Raw genomic sequence first — 16,474 nt, forward strand, 5'->3', positions numbered from 1 at the left:
GTTTCCATTTAAAAATCCCGAGATGCGTTTAGTACTGCTGATAGCCCTTTTTCTCTTTTGCACACACGCTTACGCGCAGCCGCAAGGGCTTCGCCTGGAAGATTTTATTTATCAGGACAAAATCAAGACCGTGCTGTTGTACCCGGCCCTGGACGATCCTGAAAACCCTACCCGTCTGCTCACGCCCCCCATTACGCCGCTGGGTAATCCCGCGCCGCTGGTGCTGGAATTTGACGACATGACCGGCCAACCCGAGGGTTACCGCGCAAAAATCATCCATTGCAATGCCGATTGGACCAAATCCAATCTGAACGATATTGAATTCACCTACGAGTTCAATGAATATCCGATCAATACCTACGACCAGTCGTTCAGCACCAAGGTGCCTTACACGCATTACCGATTAGAGTTGCCCAAATTGAAGTTGCCAGGGAATTATGTAATCTATGTGTTTTCCGACCGAGACAGAAAACTAATGTGCAGCCGGCGCTTTATGCATTATCAACCGCGCGTGAACATCACTGCACAAGCCCGCTTTTCCCAGGGGATCGAGCAGCAGTTCTCGGACCAGCAGATCGATTTTTCGGTGGATTACAAAGGCTATCAGCTCAATGCACCGCAAACTGATTTGAAAGTGGTTATCCGCAAGAACTTCCGCTGGGACCAGGCCAAGACGAATTATAAACCGACCAACGTACGCCCGTTTGATCAGCTTCTTGAATACACCTTTTTCGATCTCGAAAACACTTTCCAGGGAGGAAATGAATTTCGTTACTTCGACAGTCGCTCGCTTACCGGTCGTGGTTACGGCGTAAATGAGATCGAGCGGACGGACGAGTTCACAAAGCTCTTTCTATTCCCCGACAAGTCGCGAGCGCATGTACCTTACATACAAATCGACGATTTTAACGGCCAATACATCGTTGATCAGCGTGAATCGGGTCGCGGAAGCGTCGAGGCCGATTACACGCCGGTGGTATTTACATTAAAAACAGAGGAGGAGCCCGGCGCCACATATTATGTAAATGGCGCTTTCAACCTTTGGCAACTGACTGACCGCAACAAAATGACTTACGATGCCACAGCACAGGCATACCAGGTCGAAATGATGATGAAACAGGGGGTTATCAACTATGACTACACCGTGGTTAAAGGCAATCAGAAGCCTGATGAGTCTTCTATTGAAGGAAATTTCGCCGCTACCGAGAACGACTACGATATATTGATCTACCACCGTCCGCCTGCCAGCCGTGCCGACCTGCTTGTCGGCTACCGCACTGTGGAATGGAACCGGCGGCGTTAACCACTTAACGTTATGAAATCATCAGCAGACAGCGTCTACCTCACCACTAACCTCTCAATCACCAACAACGAGAATTACATCGTCGATTGCCTGGTGGATCATGATGAAATGCCTGTCAATTTTGAGGCAAGCCACGTGATCAGTTTCTACATGCAAACCGACCTTTACCTGGTCCTATATTTCCCGCAGCTGGACGACCGAGGCTTTCAGATGTATATTGTTGAGGATTTCTCGAAGAATATAGACGATCTGGTGTTTCTGCGCGAAATGTTTATGCAGCTGATCAATGAAGGACACAATCCGGAGATTTTAAAGAAAGCGCATTACAAAGTCGATACCATTCTGCATATGGCCAAAACGCTTCGAGCAGTCATCCACAAGGACGCTCCGGACTATTATGAGGATTAATTAATAACACAAAGAGCGGCACGAGGCCGCTCTTTCTATATCTGAATGACGTTGGCAAGCACTACACGTTGAAACGGAAGTGCATAATGTCGCCGTCTGCAACCACGTATTCTTTTCCTTCCACAGCCATTTTACCAGCTTCTTTCACAGCAGGCTCTGTCTTATACTGCTCGTAATCGGCAATTTTAATCACCTCCGCACGGATAAAACCCTTTTCAAAGTCGCTGTGGATTACACCCGCGGCCTGCGGCGCCTTCCATCCTTTCACAATTGTCCATGCGCGTACTTCTTTTACACCGGCCGTGAAATAGGTAATGAGGTTCAAAAGCGCATAAGATGCTTTGATCAGCTTGCTCAAACCTGATTCCTCCAATCCGTATTCGCCGAGGAACATTTCATGCTCTTCCGGGTCTTCTATTTCCGATATCTGAGATTCGATGGCTGCGCAAAGTACGATTACGTCCGCTCCCTCGTGCTTTACGGCTTCGCGGAGCTTTTCAGAATACTCATTGCCCGTCAGCATCGAACCTTCATCCACGTTAGCCACATAAAGTACCGGCTTCGCTGTCAGCAATTGCAGGTCGCCGATAACGGATTCTTTCGTTTCCGCATCGATCTCAACGGCCCTGGCGTTTTTACCTTCTTCCAGCGTAGATTTATATTTTTTCAGCCATTCGAGTTCCGCTTTCGCTTTCGCATCGCCCGCGCGGGCACCTTTTTCCGTCTTCTGTATTTTCTTCTCGATCGATTCAAGGTCTTTCAACTGCAACTCCGCATCGATGATTTCTTTATCGAAAACAGGATCGACGCGGCCTTCCACGTGCACGACATTGTCGTCCGAGAAGCAGCGCACCACGTGTACGATCGCATCTACTTCACGGATATTGGCCAAAAATTTGTTACCCAACCCCGCTCCCTGGCTAGCGCCTTTCACGAGGCCCGCGATATCCACGAACTCGATGATCGTAGGGATCACTTTTTGAGGACTAACCAGCTTGGTAAGAGTATCCAGCCGCTCGTCAGGAACGGTCACAACGCCCACATTGGGCTCTATGGTGCAAAAAGGATAATTGGCAGCTTCGGCTTTGCCGGTAGAAATGGCATTAAAAAGGGTGGATTTCCCAACGTTCGGCAATCCGACAATCCCACATTGAAGACTCATATATGAATGGTAAGCAGTGAACGGCGGCCTCATACCTGCCTGGAAAGCAAAGCATGCCCGCCTGCTGAATAATAATTTTCGCAAAATTACTATTTAGCAGGTACAAAAACCAAAAGCCTTCGTAATCAATTGCGAAGGCTTCTACTTAATATCTGAATTTCTTAATCCCACTTAAGGTCCGACTCTCCTACTACGTCCACCTCGTCTCCTTTGGATTCGAATTGTGAGAAGTCAACCTCTGGCATCAGTTCTGTTTTCACATGATCCACCGCTTCTTTCAATGCCTCCACGAACTTGTCGAAGTCCTCCTTGTACAAAAACATCTTGTGTTTTTCATAGGTAAATCCGTCTCCCTGAGGGTGGCGACGGCTTTCTGTGATGGTAAGATAGTAATCGTTAGATCGCGTAGAGCGAACATCGAAGAAGTAAGTCCTTTTTCCCGCCCTGACCCTTTTGGAGTAGATTTGCTCTCTGTCTTCCACTATGTTTAGTTTTAAATAGGTTTCCAAACGCTAAAATATAAAGTTTATTGCTGCTTCCAAAAAAACCGGAACATATTAGCAATTTGTTGATAGAAGGTTACAAGCAAGCCGAGCAGCCGCACTCAAATTATGTGCAACTTTTGCTGGTTTGTTTAGATCTTTTTACTAGTTTTGAAATTCGTGGGTTTTAAAATTGATCTGAAATACCAAAGGAAGATATGAGATAAGGGACTTTTACCTTATTATGTTTCACCTAAATCCAGAAAAATGACTTATCGTCGGATTCTGATTCTCACCATGTTAGCGTTTGTCGCGCTGTTACCCGAAGCCATTGCACAGGTAAAACTCGGCAAAACGGAAACCGGAAACGCCTCTTACTACTCGGCGCGGTTCCACGGCAGGAAAACCTCATTCGGGGAAGTACATAAAAGCAGTGAGCTGCTGGCCGCCCATCGGAGCTATCCGCTCAATACCATGCTCGAGGTGACGAATCTGGACAACGACGAAAAAGTGATTGTGAGAGTCAACGATCGTGGCCCGTTTTCAAAGCACCGTGTGATTGACCTCAGTAAGGAAGCGGCCCGCCTGCTGGGCATTCTCGCCAAAGGTGTAGCCAATGTTTCCGTGCGGGTTGTAGGAATGGAAGGAATGGTGCTCTTGTCACCCAGTGAAGAAATCGACCCGAAATCGGGTAAAGTCATTTCCATGAGAAAGTAAGCCTTGATGCTAACATGAGTGTCCGCCAACTGGATCTGGCCAAAGTCAGAGAATTCGGAAACCTGGAATTTCTTGCAAAACAGTTGGTAGAAGGTTTCATCACCGGTCTTCACAAATCTCCTTTTCACGGCTTTTCAGTCGAATTTGCCGAACATCAGCTGTACAATACGGGGGAATCCACGCGTAATATCGACTGGAAGGTATTTGCCAAAACCGACCGGCTTTACGTCAAACGTTACGAAGAAGAAACCAACCTTCGCTGTCATATCCTGCTCGATGCGTCGTCTTCCATGTATTACCCGGAAGACAACTATGGCAAAATGACGTTCAGCGTCATGGCTGCCGCGAGCCTTACCTACTTATTGCAACGGCAAAAAGACGCCGTGAGCCTATGCACATTTGCGGAACAAATTGAAATACAGACCGCAGTGAAGTCCACACCTTCGCATGTGCACAAGATCATGCTCGAACTGGAACAACAGCTGCAAACCAACCGCCCCTTACTGAAAACCTCGGTAGCCGACGTCCTGCACCAGATCGCCGAAAAGATTCATAAGCGTTCGCTCGTGGTCATTTTCAGCGACATGTTCGACAATATCGAAGAAGCCGACAAGATTTTCTCCGCGTTACAGCATTTGCGGCATAATTTGCATGAGGTACTGCTCTTCCACGTCACCGACCGGAAAACGGAAGAGAATTTTGCATTCGAGAATCGTCCATACGAATTTGTCGACCTCGAAACGGGGGAAAAGATCAAAGTCCAGCCCGACCAGGTGCGCGAGTCGTACCAGCAGTTTGTAGGTGATTTTTATCAGAAGCTGAAACTGAAATGCGGGCAATACAAGATCGATTTCATCGAGGCGGATATTGCCAAAGGCTTCGATCCCGTACTGCTCGCTTACCTGGTGAAGCATTCTAAAATGCGTTAGACGCTTGAAATCAGCCTATTGATTCAGAAAGAGCGACATAAACAGCTCGTCCAGATGCGCAACGGGTATCACCTCGATTTTCCCCTTTTTCAAATCCAGTCCTTTACTGTTGTATTTTGAAATGTAAATCTTTTTGAAACCCAGCTTTTCCGACTCCGAAATTCTGCTATCAATGCGGTTTACGGCCCGTACTTCACCTCCTAAGCCTACTTCCGCCGCAAAGCATACCGATGGTGGAATGAATTTATCCTCATAAGAAGAAACCAGTGAGGCAATCACAGCCAGGTCAATCGCTGGATCTTCCACTTTCAAACCACCAGCCACATTCAAAAATACATCCTGGACGCCCAAACGGAAACCACCCCTCTTTTCGAGCACAGCCAGCAACATTTGCAGACGCTTTGCATCGAAGCCGGTACTGCTCCGTTGCGGCGTTCCATAGGTAGCTACGCTTACCAACGACTGTATTTCGACCAGCAACGGCCGGTTCCCCTCCATCATCGAACCGATCGCAACGCCGCTTACCGGTTCATCGCGCTGGGAGATGAGAATTTCCGAAGGATTACTCACCTGGCGGAGGCCGTTTCCCTGCATTTCATAGATACCAAGCTCGGAAGTACTTCCAAATCGGTTCTTCATCGTCCGGAGTATCCGGTAAGTATTGTGCCGGTCGCCTTCGAATTGCAGGACGGTATCCACCATATGTTCCAGCACTTTCGGGCCCGCAAGTGAGCCGTCTTTGGTAATATGACCTATTAAAAACACCGGAACACCCATTTCTTTGGCATACTTCATAAACTCCGCCGTGCATTCGCGCACCTGCGACACGCTACCCGCGCCCGACTCGATGTAGGTCGATTGCATGGTTTGAATGGAGTCGACAATCAGAACTTCGGGTTGGAAGTCTTCTATTTGCCTGAAAATATTCTGGGTTTGGGTATCGGTGAGGATAAAGCAATTGTCGCTTTTCGCCGCCATCCGTTCCGCGCGCATTTTAATTTGCGCCTCAGATTCCTCTCCCGAAACGTAAAGTACCTTTTTGTTGGAAAGCGTCAATGCGATTTGCAGCATCAGTGTCGACTTCCCTATTCCCGGCTCACCGCCGATAAGCACAAGCGAACCCGGCACGATACCTCCACCAAGTACGCGGTTCAGTTCCTCATCGAATGTGCGGATGCGTGGTTCATTTTCGTAGACAATTTCGGCAATTGCCCGCGGCCGGTTCGCCAGATTCACCGATTTCCACGACACCGCTGTTTTCTTGTCGTCCTTTTCTATAACCTCTTGTACGAATGTATTCCACTCCCCGCAGGACGGACATCTGCCGACCCATTTTGGCGAATTATACCCACATTCCTGACAAAAATATGCCGTCTTGGCTTTGGCCATACTCGAATAGTCTAATTTATATCCTGTTGGTGACTAACGTAATTCAGACGATATTAATCCAATATTTGCATGTTTCGGCCATAAAATCAAAAAAAATCTGGGATGGGTATAGTTTTTTGCAAATTGGCGTTATTAACCTGTTTTACTTAAAAAATCATATTATCCATGAACATCCTGACAAAAGTGGCCTGTGCCTGTTTGCTCTGCATTTTCGCATTCTCAAATGTGCAGGCCCAGAAAAAAGGTTTTGCGTTTGGTATCAAGGGAGGAGTGAATTTGTCGCGGCTTACCATGGGCGACGTTTTCACGACACGTTACGATGATCAGGGAAATCCGTATCTGGGGTATGACGGCAAAGAGGTTCGCGACAACCTAAAAGAGAGTTTCAACACAAGAACCGGTGCGGTAGGGGGTGTCTGGTTGCGCTTCGGCAAAACGTTGTTCATTCAGCCGGAGGTTTTGGTTTCTACAAAAGGCGGTTCGTTCAAAATAATCCAGAACGATCAGGAAATACCGGTTGAAAAAACTGTCAATATCAAATACAGTAATATCGACGTCCCATTGTTGATCGGTCTGAAAGGCGGTCCGTTCCGCATTCTCGCCGGGCCGGTGACATCCTTCCGCATCGGTGATAACCAGCGTTTGCGCGATGCATTTAGATATTACACTTCCGATTTGAACAACGCTATGTCCGAAGCTACGTTCGGTTACCAGCTCGGCGCCGGCCTGGATCTGGGGAATTTCAGTTTGGACGTAAGAAAAGAAGGGTCATTCACCAACCTGGCGTCGTTCCAGGTAAGTGGCCAGCAGGCAGCAGGCGGTTCCGTAAAGCAAAAAGTGACCTCCTGGCAAGTGACGCTGGGGTTGAAGCTTTTTTAATTTTGAATGAGTGAATTGGCCATAAACAAAACGAGCAGCCTTCGATCGAGCGATGGCTGCTGTTTTTATGAATAACCCACTAATTTAATTCACCAAAATGTCTTTTATGCGCTGATGCGGATGAGGTTCGAGTGGTCAAGAAGACCGGATACCTCTTTGATTTTTCTGCGCGATACGACTACTTCTTTGCCGCATGACAGTCTTAACATGCGATCGTCTTCCATACGCTCTACCACGTAATCGGCATTAACGAGGTATGATTTGTGAACGCGCAGGAATTTAGAGCTCAACTGCTCTGCAAGAGACTTCAACGTTTTCGAAACCAGGTATTTCTTACCGTTGTTCGTATATATGAATGTGTAGTTTCCTTCACCTTCAAGGAAGGTGATTACGTCGGGCGTCAAAAAGATCGTTCTTCCCATCGATTGGACCGAAATATAAGAACGACTGTCGTTGTATGATCTCTCTGACAGGTTGGGGCGAGTAAAGCTTGGAAAATTTTTCATGGTAACTACGCTAATATTGTTGTGATTTCTTGTTTCAAAATTAGCACATTGCGTAGTGTTCACGAAATACGTAAAAGTACGCACCCGTATTTAACTATTTGTAAATCATATATTTAACAAATAGATAATATATCAAATGACGTAAGCGAACTTAGTAAAATGCGTAATTTTACGTAGTCCCGAAAACATGGACTTTTCTAATAAACCAGCCCAATAGACGTAACTGCACCATTTCGCTTCCGCCTGCGAACTAACTTTCGTTATCTTTGCAGGAATTTCGGAGCCCTCCAAACGGGGCTCACGCCGCAGAAAACACGGCATAAATCACCAATAACAACAAGCTTTTATGATTACCGAGCGGGTAAAGGAGTTAGTTTCTGAAATCGAACAGGCAACCGTCAGCAATAAGGAGCAGCTGGAAGCTTTCAGGTTGAAATATATCAGTAAAAAAGGCGCGGTAACCGAGCTTTTTGATAACCTCAAAAATATCCCCCAGGAAGATCGTCGGGCTGTCGGACAAGAACTGAATACGCTGAAAAACCTGGCACAATCACGTTTTCAGGATTTTCAGACAGCACTGGAAAACTCGACAGACAGCAATCCTGAAATGCTGATCGACCTGACTTTGCCTGTAACCCCCAACTTGCAGGGAAGCCTTCACCCGCTAACTATCGTTCGCCGGAGGATCATCGAAATCTTCGAGCGCATGGGCTTCAATGTGTCTTACGGGCCGGAGATCGAAAAGGATTGGTATAATTTCAGTGCGTTGAACTTTGCCGATAACCACCCGGCGCGTGAAATGCAGGATACCTTCTTTATTTCCAAAAGTGAAGGCGATGTGAAAGACGACGTCCTTCTGCGTACGCACACATCCAACGTGCAGGTGCGCCTGATGGAGCGCCAGAAACCACCGATCCGGTCCATTATGCCCGGTCGTGTATTCCGAAATGAAGCGATCTCAGCCCGCGCGCATTGCGTTTTCCACCAGGTAGAAGGCCTTTATGTGGATAAGAATGTGAGTTTCAAAGATCTAAAAGATACGTTATATCATTTCGCGAAGGAGATGTTCGGCAAGGATTCCAAAATCCGCCTCCGCCCATCCTACTTCCCTTTTACGGAGCCCAGCGCTGAAATCGACGTTTCCTGCTTTATTTGTGGAGGGTCGGGCTGTAATGTTTGCAAACACACCGGCTGGGTGGAGATCGCCGGCTCCGGTATGGTGGACCCGAATGTATTGGAAAATTGCGGCATCGACAGCGAAGAGTATACCGGTTTTGCGTTCGGAATGGGCATCGAGCGGATTACGATGCTGCGGTACGGTATCAACGACCTCCGTTTGTTCACAGAAAATGACGTCAGGTTCCTGCGGCAATTCGAAGGCGCCTGATTTGAAATACTATAAAAAGTAAATGCCCTGAAATGTCATCATTTCAGGGCATTTACTTTTTAAACAAACCATCAAAACCGTGTTTCGAGATAATAAGGAAGCATTTTTTTCCATGCCCACCATTCGTGGGGAATATCGCTCCCCCATATATCCAGTTCGTGCGGCACATTCTTGGAGGCCAGGATCGAGGAGATATGCCTCGAATAATCCGGCACCTCGTACGCGCCCGAACCCGTGATGAAATGAATGTGGCGACTATCGCGGTACATCGACAAATGCCATTCCGCTTTCAGGTTCGGCAGGTAATGTACCGGCGAGTTGAAATACACATTATCGTCGTAATAACCGTCGGTATACACGCTCAGGTCGTAACAGCCACTCATTGCAATCACGCCGTGAATGTAATCGGGGTGTTTGAAAAACAAGTTGGCGGCATGCAATGCGCCGAAAGATGCACCCACGGCGATGATTTCGTTGGTAGGGCTGGTATCCTCCTTAATAAACGGTATCACCTCTTTAATCACGTAATCGTTGAAAGCCTGATGCCGCACGGCTTTGTCATAGCCGTGCATATGCGGGTTTAGCCAGCTTTCGGCATTAATGCTGTTGATGCAATAAACTTTCACCTTTCCGGAATAGATATAAGGCCCGATCGCGTCGATCAATCCATTCCGTTCGTATTCGAGGTAATCGGATGCCGCTGTCGGAATCAGCAGGAGGGCAACTCCATAATGTCCGTAAACGGCAACCTCCATTTCCTTGTTAAGCGCCGGACTGAACCATCCGGTTATATGGCGTTGCATTGTTGAATCATTTAAGTTACTGACTATTCATTTTCAGGCAGTTCAAACAAGGTTTATCAAAAAAACACATAAACCGTTATCATGAACAGACTGCCAGTAACTGTTAATGATAACTTAATACAATACCCAGGTGTCTTTTCCTCCGCCACCCTGCGACGAATTCACCACAAGCGATCCCTTACGCAACGCTACACGGGTAAGCCCGCCAGGGATCACGCTGATATCGTCACCATATAATATGTAAGGCCGGAGATCTACATGCCGCCCCTCGGCGTGTGCATCGACCATACAAGGCACCCTTGATAGTGAAATCGTTGGTTGGGCAATATAATTCCGCGGATTGTCCTTTATTTTTTGCCGGAAAAGTTCGTGTTCTTCTTCCGTCGCCTTCGGCCCGATGAGCATTCCATAACCGCCGGCCTCATTAGCTTCTTTTACAACCAATTGTGATATATTCTCAAGAACGTAATTCATATCGTCCTCTTCGCCGCAGATATAGGTCTTCACGTTTGGAATAATCGCCTCCTCGCCCAGGTAGTACTTGATAATGCGTGGTACATAAGCATACACTACCTTGTCGTCGGCCACGCCCGTTCCAGGCGCATTGGCCAACGCCACGCGTCCTTTTTTATACACTTCAAAAATACCTGGGATGCCGATCAACGAATCCTCACGGAATGATTCCGGGTCCATGAAAGTATCGTCGATCCGCCGGTAGATTACATCCACGATCTGCAAACCATTCGTCGTCCGCATTTTAACATACCCATCCGAAACTACGAGATCCCGTGCATCTACGAGTTCCACACCCATTTGCTGGGCGAGGTACGAATGCTCGAAATAGGCCGAGTTATAAATGCCGGGCGTCAGTACCGCTACTGTCGGGTTAGGGCGGTCGGCGAGATGTTGCAGCATTTGCAGCAGGCGCGTCGGGTAATCGGATACCGGCCTCACACCCGTGCGCGCGAGCACATCGGGGAAGATTTGCTTCGACAACTCCCTGTTTTCCAGCATATAAGAAACACCGGATGGGCAGCGCAGGTTGTCTTCGAGCACCATAAATGTGCCGTCATCACCCTTAATGAGGTCAGTACCCGTGATGTGGCACCAGATGCCTTTCGGCGGTTTCAGGCCTATGCAGGGTTTGAGAAAGCATTTACTCGATTCGATCAACTCGCGCGGCACTACGCCGTCATTCAATATATTCTGGTCATTGTAAACGTCGTCGATGAACATATTCAATGCCTTGATCCGCTGTTTCAAGCCTTTTTCAAGCCACTCCCACTCCGCATTCGACAGCACCCTCGGAATAATGTCGATCGGCATAATGCGCTCGGTACCTTCGCCTTCGGAATACACATTGAATGTAATACCCATCGATAACAGCGCTCGCTCGGTGGCTAGTTGCCGGTTCGTCAGATCTTCGTGTGTCAGGTTTTCAAATTTATTCTTTAAATGTTCATACCCCGGACGTATTTCACCCTCCGGGGTAAACATCTCATCGAAGAAATTTTCTATTTGATAATTAGAAAATGAAAAATTCATACAATTCAAAATTTGAATAAGTCAATACCGATAGTTCACAGAACAATATATGGTCAATGTATGAATTACCAAAACAAATACCAACAGCCATCGACAAGCAATCTCGGCTTTCCGTTCCCGGAAAAAGCCTAAACCACTGAGCGCGACAAGTTCCGCCGGGAGCAACCTTTTCTGCATCTCCTCCGTATTAAAATCGTGCCGCCAAACGTTATGGAATATTCTTTACCCAATCAGTAAACAATGTTGCAAGTCAGTGCCGTTAGCGTTTTCTTTGTAACCTGATAATTGTCGGCCACCCCTACCGAATCTCGTTCCCTATGCAAAAAAGCTGGTTATCCATATTAGGACTGGTCTGCGGATTAACCATCAACGTCCAAGCCCAGCATTTGCCGGGCACGGCCATGAGCAATTTTGCCGGAACGAATGCATTATACCACAATCCGGCTTTTGTGGCCGACAGCCGTTACAGCGTATATGTAAACCTCGTCGGCACGCAGTTTTATACAGCCAACAACCACGTCAAATACGAAGCGCCTTACTCATTCCTGAGCCTGATTACCAACACCGTACCGGATAAGTACCACAACGAACGGGGCATGCTGCTGTTCCCTCGCGCCTACCTGGGCGAGAAGTTGAACGGCAACAAAAAGTATATGAACGCCGGCGGCGATACGCGCCTGCCTTCTATTATGTTCAATATGTTCAAAGGGCGCATTGGTGTGGGAATTTCGTCGCGGGCACGCTATATCCTGAACATGACTCAGGTAACCGAGCCCATGGCGCGGTTGATTAGCAAGACGACGCAGTTTAAGGACATACAAGGTCAGGTTTATGAAAACCAGTCGGGCCAGCTGCACGTGAATGGTTTAGGCGAGATAGCGATTACGCTCGGCGGCACCGTTTTCGACAATGAGACCGATTACCTCAAAGTGGGTTTCACAGTCAAAAGGCTCATCGGCCTTTACAATGCTCACGCCATTATCGAGAATTCGTCCTACGACATCCAGCCCGACCCTGTCTGGGAAAATAAGCGGCAGTATATTAATGTAAATGAAATCAATGTGCGCTATGCGCTCACACGCGACGAAGGTTTCCAGAACGTCAAGCCATCTCCTGCCTGGCTCTTCGGCGGCGCGCCTCCCGGAAGCGGCTGGGGCTTCGACCTCGGGGCAGTTTACGAATACCGGCCCGATGTGCACAAAGCCACGTACCGCGAAAGAGGCGAACGCAAGCGCGACGCGTCTAAAAACAAATACCTGTACCGCATAGCCGTTTCACTGACAGACATTGGCCGTGTGCATTTCAACAACCCGGCCTACATCCTGCAACAGGAAACCCACACGACAAACAAGGAATTCCGTTACGACACATTCCAAAAACTGAAAGGTTCCGAAGGCATTTTCAATGCGATCAACTCGTCTCTGGATGGCGGGCAACCTATCGCGCCGAACTTCAAATCGATGCTACCGACGGCATTCCAGGCGAGTGTGGATTACAATGTAAAACCTAATGTGTATGTCAATGGTCTTTGGGTGCAAAACCTGATCCCGCAAGGCGCATTTGGCATGAAGGCTGAATCCTACATCGGCGTTACGCCGCGTTACGAACATAAATGGTACGAAATATCGGTACCGCTATCGCTCATGAACCGCTACCGCTCGCCGGCGATCGGGCTTGCAGGACGCATCGGTCCGCTCTGGCTTGGTACCGACCATCTTACCGGGTTATTAAATATCGGTAACCCACGATCATTCAACCTGTATTTCGGCATTTCCGGCGGGCTGTTCCGCAGACCACCCGAATCTCAGAACCAATGCTGGCCGCCACAGGATTCATGGCTTCGCCGCATTTTTTCTAAACGATAAATTTTCCTTCAACGTTATGACAGGATATGGTACGATTTTTCAGACCATTCCTAAAAAATAAATCCATGAGAGAAGTACAAAAATCCAGAGAAGAATGGCAGCAGGAGCTTACCGGCCAGCAATGCTTCGTTCTGTTTGATAAAGGCACCGAGCGGCCGTTTTCGCATCCTTATAATGACAATAAAGAAGAGGGCACCTACGTGTGTGCGGCGTGCGGGACGCCACTTTTCAGTTCGGAGGCAAAATACGATTCAGGTTCGGGATGGCCGAGCTTTTTTATGCCGGTAGCCAAAGACAATGTAGAAGAAATTGTTGACAAAACGCACGGCATGATCCGCACCGAAGTGGTTTGCCGGACCTGCGGCGGACATCTCGGGCACGTTTTCAACGACGGCCCCAAACCAACCGGACTTCGTTACTGCATGAACGGCGCTGCATTGAAATTTCACAAAGCTGAATAGAATAAATCTCAGAAAAAGCCGGATTGAATCATATCTATCCGGCTTTTCTTATCTTTGACACATTACGAACCAAAACGTTTGATGGAAGTTATCCGATCGTTTTTTACCACAATCAGAACGCTTTTCCGGTCAATCCGGACGCGACTCGCCACACTCATCAACAGGATTGCTTATAGAATTACCTCGCTTGTAACCGGCAAACCTAAGGCCGACGAGCTCTTTCACTCTTACCGGCAGAACAAAAAGTCGGTGCGCGGCTGGTGGGAGGACAGGGTGGATGTGAATTCGAGATATTACCGCCCTCTCGTAACACTCTGGAAAACGATGGTTTACGGGATTGTAGCATTTGCCCTCTATATTTTCTGTGTGGAAACCAATTTCCTCTGGCTGATGGGCAGCATGCCGAGCGTGGAAGATTTGCAAAACCCGAAAGTGGCGCAATCCTCGGAAATTTATACTGCCGACGGCATCATGATCGGCAAATTCTACACGGAGAACCGGACGCCCGTTCCTTACAAACAGATTTCTCCAAACCTTGTCAAAGCATTGATCGCTACCGAAGATGCCCGTTTCTACCGGCATTCGGGTATCGATTACAAGGCGATGGCCAGCGTGGCCTGGGGGATCGTCACCGGCGCTACGGATCGTGGCGGGGGTAGCACCATTACCCAGCAGCTAGCTAAAAAGCTTTTTAAAACCCGTAAATCGGGTGCACGTGGATTGCTAGGCTACGTTCCGGGCGTGAGTACTTTGATTTACAAGACCAAGGAATGGCTCACGGCCATTAAACTGGAAAGGAATTTTACTAAAGAGGAAATCCTGACCATGTATTTCAACACGGTCGATTATGGGAATAATACTTACGGCATCAACACAGCCGCCAAGTCGTATTTCAGCAAATCGCCAGACAGCCTGAACGTGCAGGAATCTGCGGTGCTTGTGGGTTTGCAAAAAGCGACCACGACTTACAACCCGATCCGCAATATGAAACGTTCGCTCGAACGCCGCAATGTGGTGATCGATCAGATGCGTAAATATGGTTACCTGAATGCCAAACAGGCCGATTCGATCAGCGCATTACCAATTGAGCTGAAAACCAAGTTCGAAACTCCGTACGATGGCAATGCCAATTATTTCAAGAATGCGGTGGTTGATTTTGTTAAAAAATGGGGGGACGAGAATGGCTATGACCTTTATACCGATGGCTTGAAAATCTACACCACCATCGACTCGCGCATGCAGGAAGACGCGGAAGAAGCCATGACCCAGAAAATGAAGCAGTTGCAACGCATTTTCGAAGATCACTGGCGTAACCAGAATCCCTGGCGCGACGAGGACGGCAACGAAATCACCGATTTCCTTCCTACTGTCGTGAGGCGGACCAGCAAATACAAGTCGCTTGCCGCTAAATTCCCGAACAATCCTGACAGCGTGACCTATTACCTCAATAAGAAGGACACCATGGCCGTCTATGATTGGAAAAACAGCGGAGAAATGAAGAAGTACTGGAGTTCCATGGATTCCCTCGATTACTACAAGCGTATTCTTCGTGCCGGTATGATGGCTATGAACCCGCAAACCGGGCAGATTAAGGCCTGGGTGGGTGGTTTAGATTACAACTATTTCAAATACGATGCAGTTAAGCAGGGCAAACGTCAGCCGGGCTCGACATTCAAGCCGTTCGTGTACACGACCGCGATTGACGACTCTTCATTTAACATGAACCCTTGCGACGAGATCGTGGACAAGCCGTTTGAGAAAACCTACGAGGAAGACGGTGAAGAGAAAATCTGGAAACCCCGAAACGCAACCGGATCTTACACATATGCCCCTATGACCCTCCGCCGGGCATTGGCACAGTCCATTAACTCGGTAACGGCAGAACTCACCGACCAGGTAGGCGCGGCAAATGTGGTTCGTTATGCCAAAAAAATGGGTATTACCACACCTTTGAAACCTGTTCCTTCGATCGGCCTGGGGCCATTCGACGTGTCGCTTTACGATATGGTGGCGGCTTATGGCGTTTTTGCAAACAATGGTACTTACACCCAGCCCATTCTCGTAACCAAGATCGAGGATAGCAATGGGAAGGTGATCGAAGAGTTCCAGCCGGAGCACCGTCAGGCGATCAGTGAAGAATCAGCGTTTTTGATGCTGCAAATGCTGCGTGCCGGCGTGGAAGAAGGAGGCGGCACTTCGGGAAGTATCCGGTGGAGGTTCAATGTAACGCTGAATGGTAACGAGCTGGGCGGCAAAACCGGAACCACTTCCAATAACTCCGACGGCTGGTTCATGTGCGTCACGCGCGACCTCGTTGTGGGCGCCTGGGTAGGTGGCGACGATCGCAGTATCCACTTCCGGACGACCAACCTCGGCGAAGGGGCCAAAACTGCATTGCCAATTGTAGGAGCATTCCTTGAAAAGGTTTATAAAGACAAATCCATAGAACCGGGCCCATTCCCGAAACCGAGCTTTAAAATAGCCAAAACATACAACTGCCCTACCCAATGGGCGCCGGCTGTAAGCGATTCGCTGGGAATAGAAGGCGACAGTACGCCGGCCAAACGGAATGAGGAAGACGATTTCCTGATCGGACCTCCACCGATACCTCTGGATACCGGGAAGAGAAACTAAAAAA

Annotated in this window: 15 protein-coding genes; 9 read left to right on the forward strand and 6 right to left on the reverse strand. The window is 48.2% G+C overall.

Translation table 11 applies throughout. The features are described from left to right. Nucleotides 1-22: 22 nt before the first annotated feature. Both BMW93_RS03520 and BMW93_RS03525 read left to right on the forward strand, forming a co-directional pair. A complete protein-coding gene (locus BMW93_RS03520; RefSeq protein WP_090373777.1) occupies nt 23-1,303 on the forward strand; it encodes a DUF5103 domain-containing protein in 1,281 nt (426 codons plus the stop codon). Nucleotides 1,304-1,315: 12 nt separating this feature from the next. Then, complete coding sequence (locus tag BMW93_RS03525) at nt 1,316-1,711, forward strand: hypothetical protein (RefSeq protein WP_090373778.1); 396 nt, start codon at nt 1,316-1,318, stop codon at nt 1,709-1,711. 61 nt (nt 1,712-1,772) lie between these two features. Here the strand turns inward: BMW93_RS03525 and ychF are convergent, their stop codons facing one another. Together ychF and BMW93_RS03535 are read right to left on the reverse strand one after the other, a co-directional pair. Next, complete coding sequence (gene ychF, locus BMW93_RS03530; RefSeq protein ID WP_090373779.1) at nt 1,773-2,873, reverse strand: redox-regulated ATPase YchF; 1,101 nt, start codon at nt 2,871-2,873, stop codon at nt 1,773-1,775. 161 nt (nt 2,874-3,034) lie between these two features. Further along, a complete protein-coding gene (locus BMW93_RS03535; protein ID WP_019942161.1) occupies nt 3,035-3,382 on the reverse strand; it encodes a DUF3276 family protein in 348 nt (115 codons plus the stop codon). A 270-nt stretch (nt 3,383-3,652) separates the two neighbouring features. On the opposite strand from BMW93_RS03535, the gene BMW93_RS03540 reads away from it, so the two are divergent. Next, nucleotides 3,653-4,072, forward strand: coding sequence for a septal ring lytic transglycosylase RlpA family protein (locus BMW93_RS03540; RefSeq protein WP_229240173.1), 420 nt, complete (start codon nt 3,653-3,655; stop codon nt 4,070-4,072). Between the two features lie 14 nt (nt 4,073-4,086). Beyond that, nucleotides 4,087-5,001 carry a DUF58 domain-containing protein gene (locus tag BMW93_RS03545; protein ID WP_090373781.1) on the forward strand — a complete coding sequence of 305 codons (915 nt, stop codon included), beginning with the start codon at nt 4,087-4,089 and terminating at the stop codon, nt 4,999-5,001. Between the two features lie 15 nt (nt 5,002-5,016). Here BMW93_RS03545 and radA read toward each other — a convergent pair whose 3' ends face one another. Beyond that, a complete protein-coding gene (radA, locus tag BMW93_RS03550; protein WP_090373782.1) occupies nt 5,017-6,390 on the reverse strand; it encodes a DNA repair protein RadA in 1,374 nt (457 codons plus the stop codon). 165 nt (nt 6,391-6,555) lie between these two features. Between radA and BMW93_RS03555 the strand changes: the two genes are divergently transcribed. Beyond that, the gene (locus BMW93_RS03555; RefSeq protein ID WP_090373783.1) at nt 6,556-7,269 is read left to right on the forward strand and encodes a porin family protein; all 714 of its coding nucleotides are present in this window, start codon (nt 6,556-6,558) and stop codon (nt 7,267-7,269) included. Nucleotides 7,270-7,373: 104 nt separating this feature from the next. Here BMW93_RS03555 and BMW93_RS03560 read toward each other — a convergent pair whose 3' ends face one another. Next, nucleotides 7,374-7,691, reverse strand: a complete 318-nt coding sequence (locus BMW93_RS03560) for a LytTR family DNA-binding domain-containing protein (RefSeq protein WP_090373784.1) — start codon at nt 7,689-7,691, stop codon at nt 7,374-7,376. Between the two features lie 430 nt (nt 7,692-8,121). Here BMW93_RS03560 and pheS point away from each other — a divergent pair, with 430 nt between their 5' ends. Continuing rightward, a complete protein-coding gene (gene pheS / locus BMW93_RS03565; RefSeq protein WP_090373785.1) occupies nt 8,122-9,162 on the forward strand; it encodes a phenylalanine--tRNA ligase subunit alpha in 1,041 nt (346 codons plus the stop codon). Between the two features lie 71 nt (nt 9,163-9,233). Here the strand turns inward: pheS and BMW93_RS03570 are convergent, their stop codons facing one another. Both BMW93_RS03570 and BMW93_RS03575 read right to left on the reverse strand, forming a co-directional pair. Beyond that, a complete protein-coding gene (locus tag BMW93_RS03570) occupies nt 9,234-9,965 on the reverse strand; it encodes an esterase family protein (protein WP_090373786.1) in 732 nt (243 codons plus the stop codon). Nucleotides 9,966-10,079: 114 nt separating this feature from the next. Continuing rightward, on the reverse strand, nt 10,080-11,510 hold the full coding sequence (locus BMW93_RS03575) for a circularly permuted type 2 ATP-grasp protein (RefSeq protein ID WP_090373787.1): 1,431 nt from the start codon (nt 11,508-11,510) through the stop codon (nt 10,080-10,082). Nucleotides 11,511-11,827: 317 nt separating this feature from the next. On the opposite strand from BMW93_RS03575, the gene BMW93_RS03580 reads away from it, so the two are divergent. From BMW93_RS03580 to BMW93_RS03590, 3 genes are all read left to right on the forward strand, one after another. Continuing rightward, nucleotides 11,828-13,375 carry a DUF5723 family protein gene (locus BMW93_RS03580; RefSeq protein ID WP_090373788.1) on the forward strand — a complete coding sequence of 516 codons (1,548 nt, stop codon included), beginning with the start codon at nt 11,828-11,830 and terminating at the stop codon, nt 13,373-13,375. Nucleotides 13,376-13,440: 65 nt separating this feature from the next. After that, on the forward strand, nt 13,441-13,836 hold the full coding sequence (gene msrB / locus BMW93_RS03585; RefSeq protein WP_090373789.1) for a peptide-methionine (R)-S-oxide reductase MsrB: 396 nt from the start codon (nt 13,441-13,443) through the stop codon (nt 13,834-13,836). An 81-nt stretch (nt 13,837-13,917) separates the two neighbouring features. Continuing rightward, a complete protein-coding gene (locus BMW93_RS03590; protein ID WP_090373790.1) occupies nt 13,918-16,470 on the forward strand; it encodes a penicillin-binding protein 1A in 2,553 nt (850 codons plus the stop codon). Nucleotides 16,471-16,474: the final 4 nt, after the last annotated feature.

The organism is Dyadobacter sp. SG02 (assembly GCF_900109045.1).
GTDB lineage: Bacteria > Bacteroidota > Bacteroidia > Cytophagales > Spirosomataceae > Dyadobacter.

Coding starts and splice junctions, on each gene's coding strand:
- BMW93_RS03520 (WP_090373777.1), top strand. CDS start 23: ATGCGTTTAGTACTGCTGATAGCCCTTTTTCTCTTTTGCACACACGCT.
- BMW93_RS03525 (WP_090373778.1), top strand. CDS start 1,316: ATGAAATCATCAGCAGACAGCGTCTACCTCACCACTAACCTCTCAATC.
- ychF (WP_090373779.1), bottom strand. CDS start 2,873: ATGAGTCTTCAATGTGGGATTGTCGGATTGCCGAACGTTGGGAAATCC.
- BMW93_RS03540 (WP_229240173.1), top strand. CDS start 3,653: ATGTTAGCGTTTGTCGCGCTGTTACCCGAAGCCATTGCACAGGTAAAA.
- BMW93_RS03545 (WP_090373781.1), top strand. CDS start 4,087: ATGAGTGTCCGCCAACTGGATCTGGCCAAAGTCAGAGAATTCGGAAAC.
- radA (WP_090373782.1), bottom strand. CDS start 6,390: ATGGCCAAAGCCAAGACGGCATATTTTTGTCAGGAATGTGGGTATAAT.
- BMW93_RS03555 (WP_090373783.1), top strand. CDS start 6,556: ATGAACATCCTGACAAAAGTGGCCTGTGCCTGTTTGCTCTGCATTTTC.
- BMW93_RS03560 (WP_090373784.1), bottom strand. CDS start 7,691: ATGGGAAGAACGATCTTTTTGACGCCCGACGTAATCACCTTCCTTGAA.
- pheS (WP_090373785.1), top strand. CDS start 8,122: ATGATTACCGAGCGGGTAAAGGAGTTAGTTTCTGAAATCGAACAGGCA.
- BMW93_RS03570 (WP_090373786.1), bottom strand. CDS start 9,965: ATGCAACGCCATATAACCGGATGGTTCAGTCCGGCGCTTAACAAGGAA.
- BMW93_RS03575 (WP_090373787.1), bottom strand. CDS start 11,510: ATGAATTTTTCATTTTCTAATTATCAAATAGAAAATTTCTTCGATGAG.
- BMW93_RS03580 (WP_090373788.1), top strand. CDS start 11,828: ATGCAAAAAAGCTGGTTATCCATATTAGGACTGGTCTGCGGATTAACC.
- msrB (WP_090373789.1), top strand. CDS start 13,441: ATGAGAGAAGTACAAAAATCCAGAGAAGAATGGCAGCAGGAGCTTACC.
- BMW93_RS03590 (WP_090373790.1), top strand. CDS start 13,918: ATGGAAGTTATCCGATCGTTTTTTACCACAATCAGAACGCTTTTCCGG.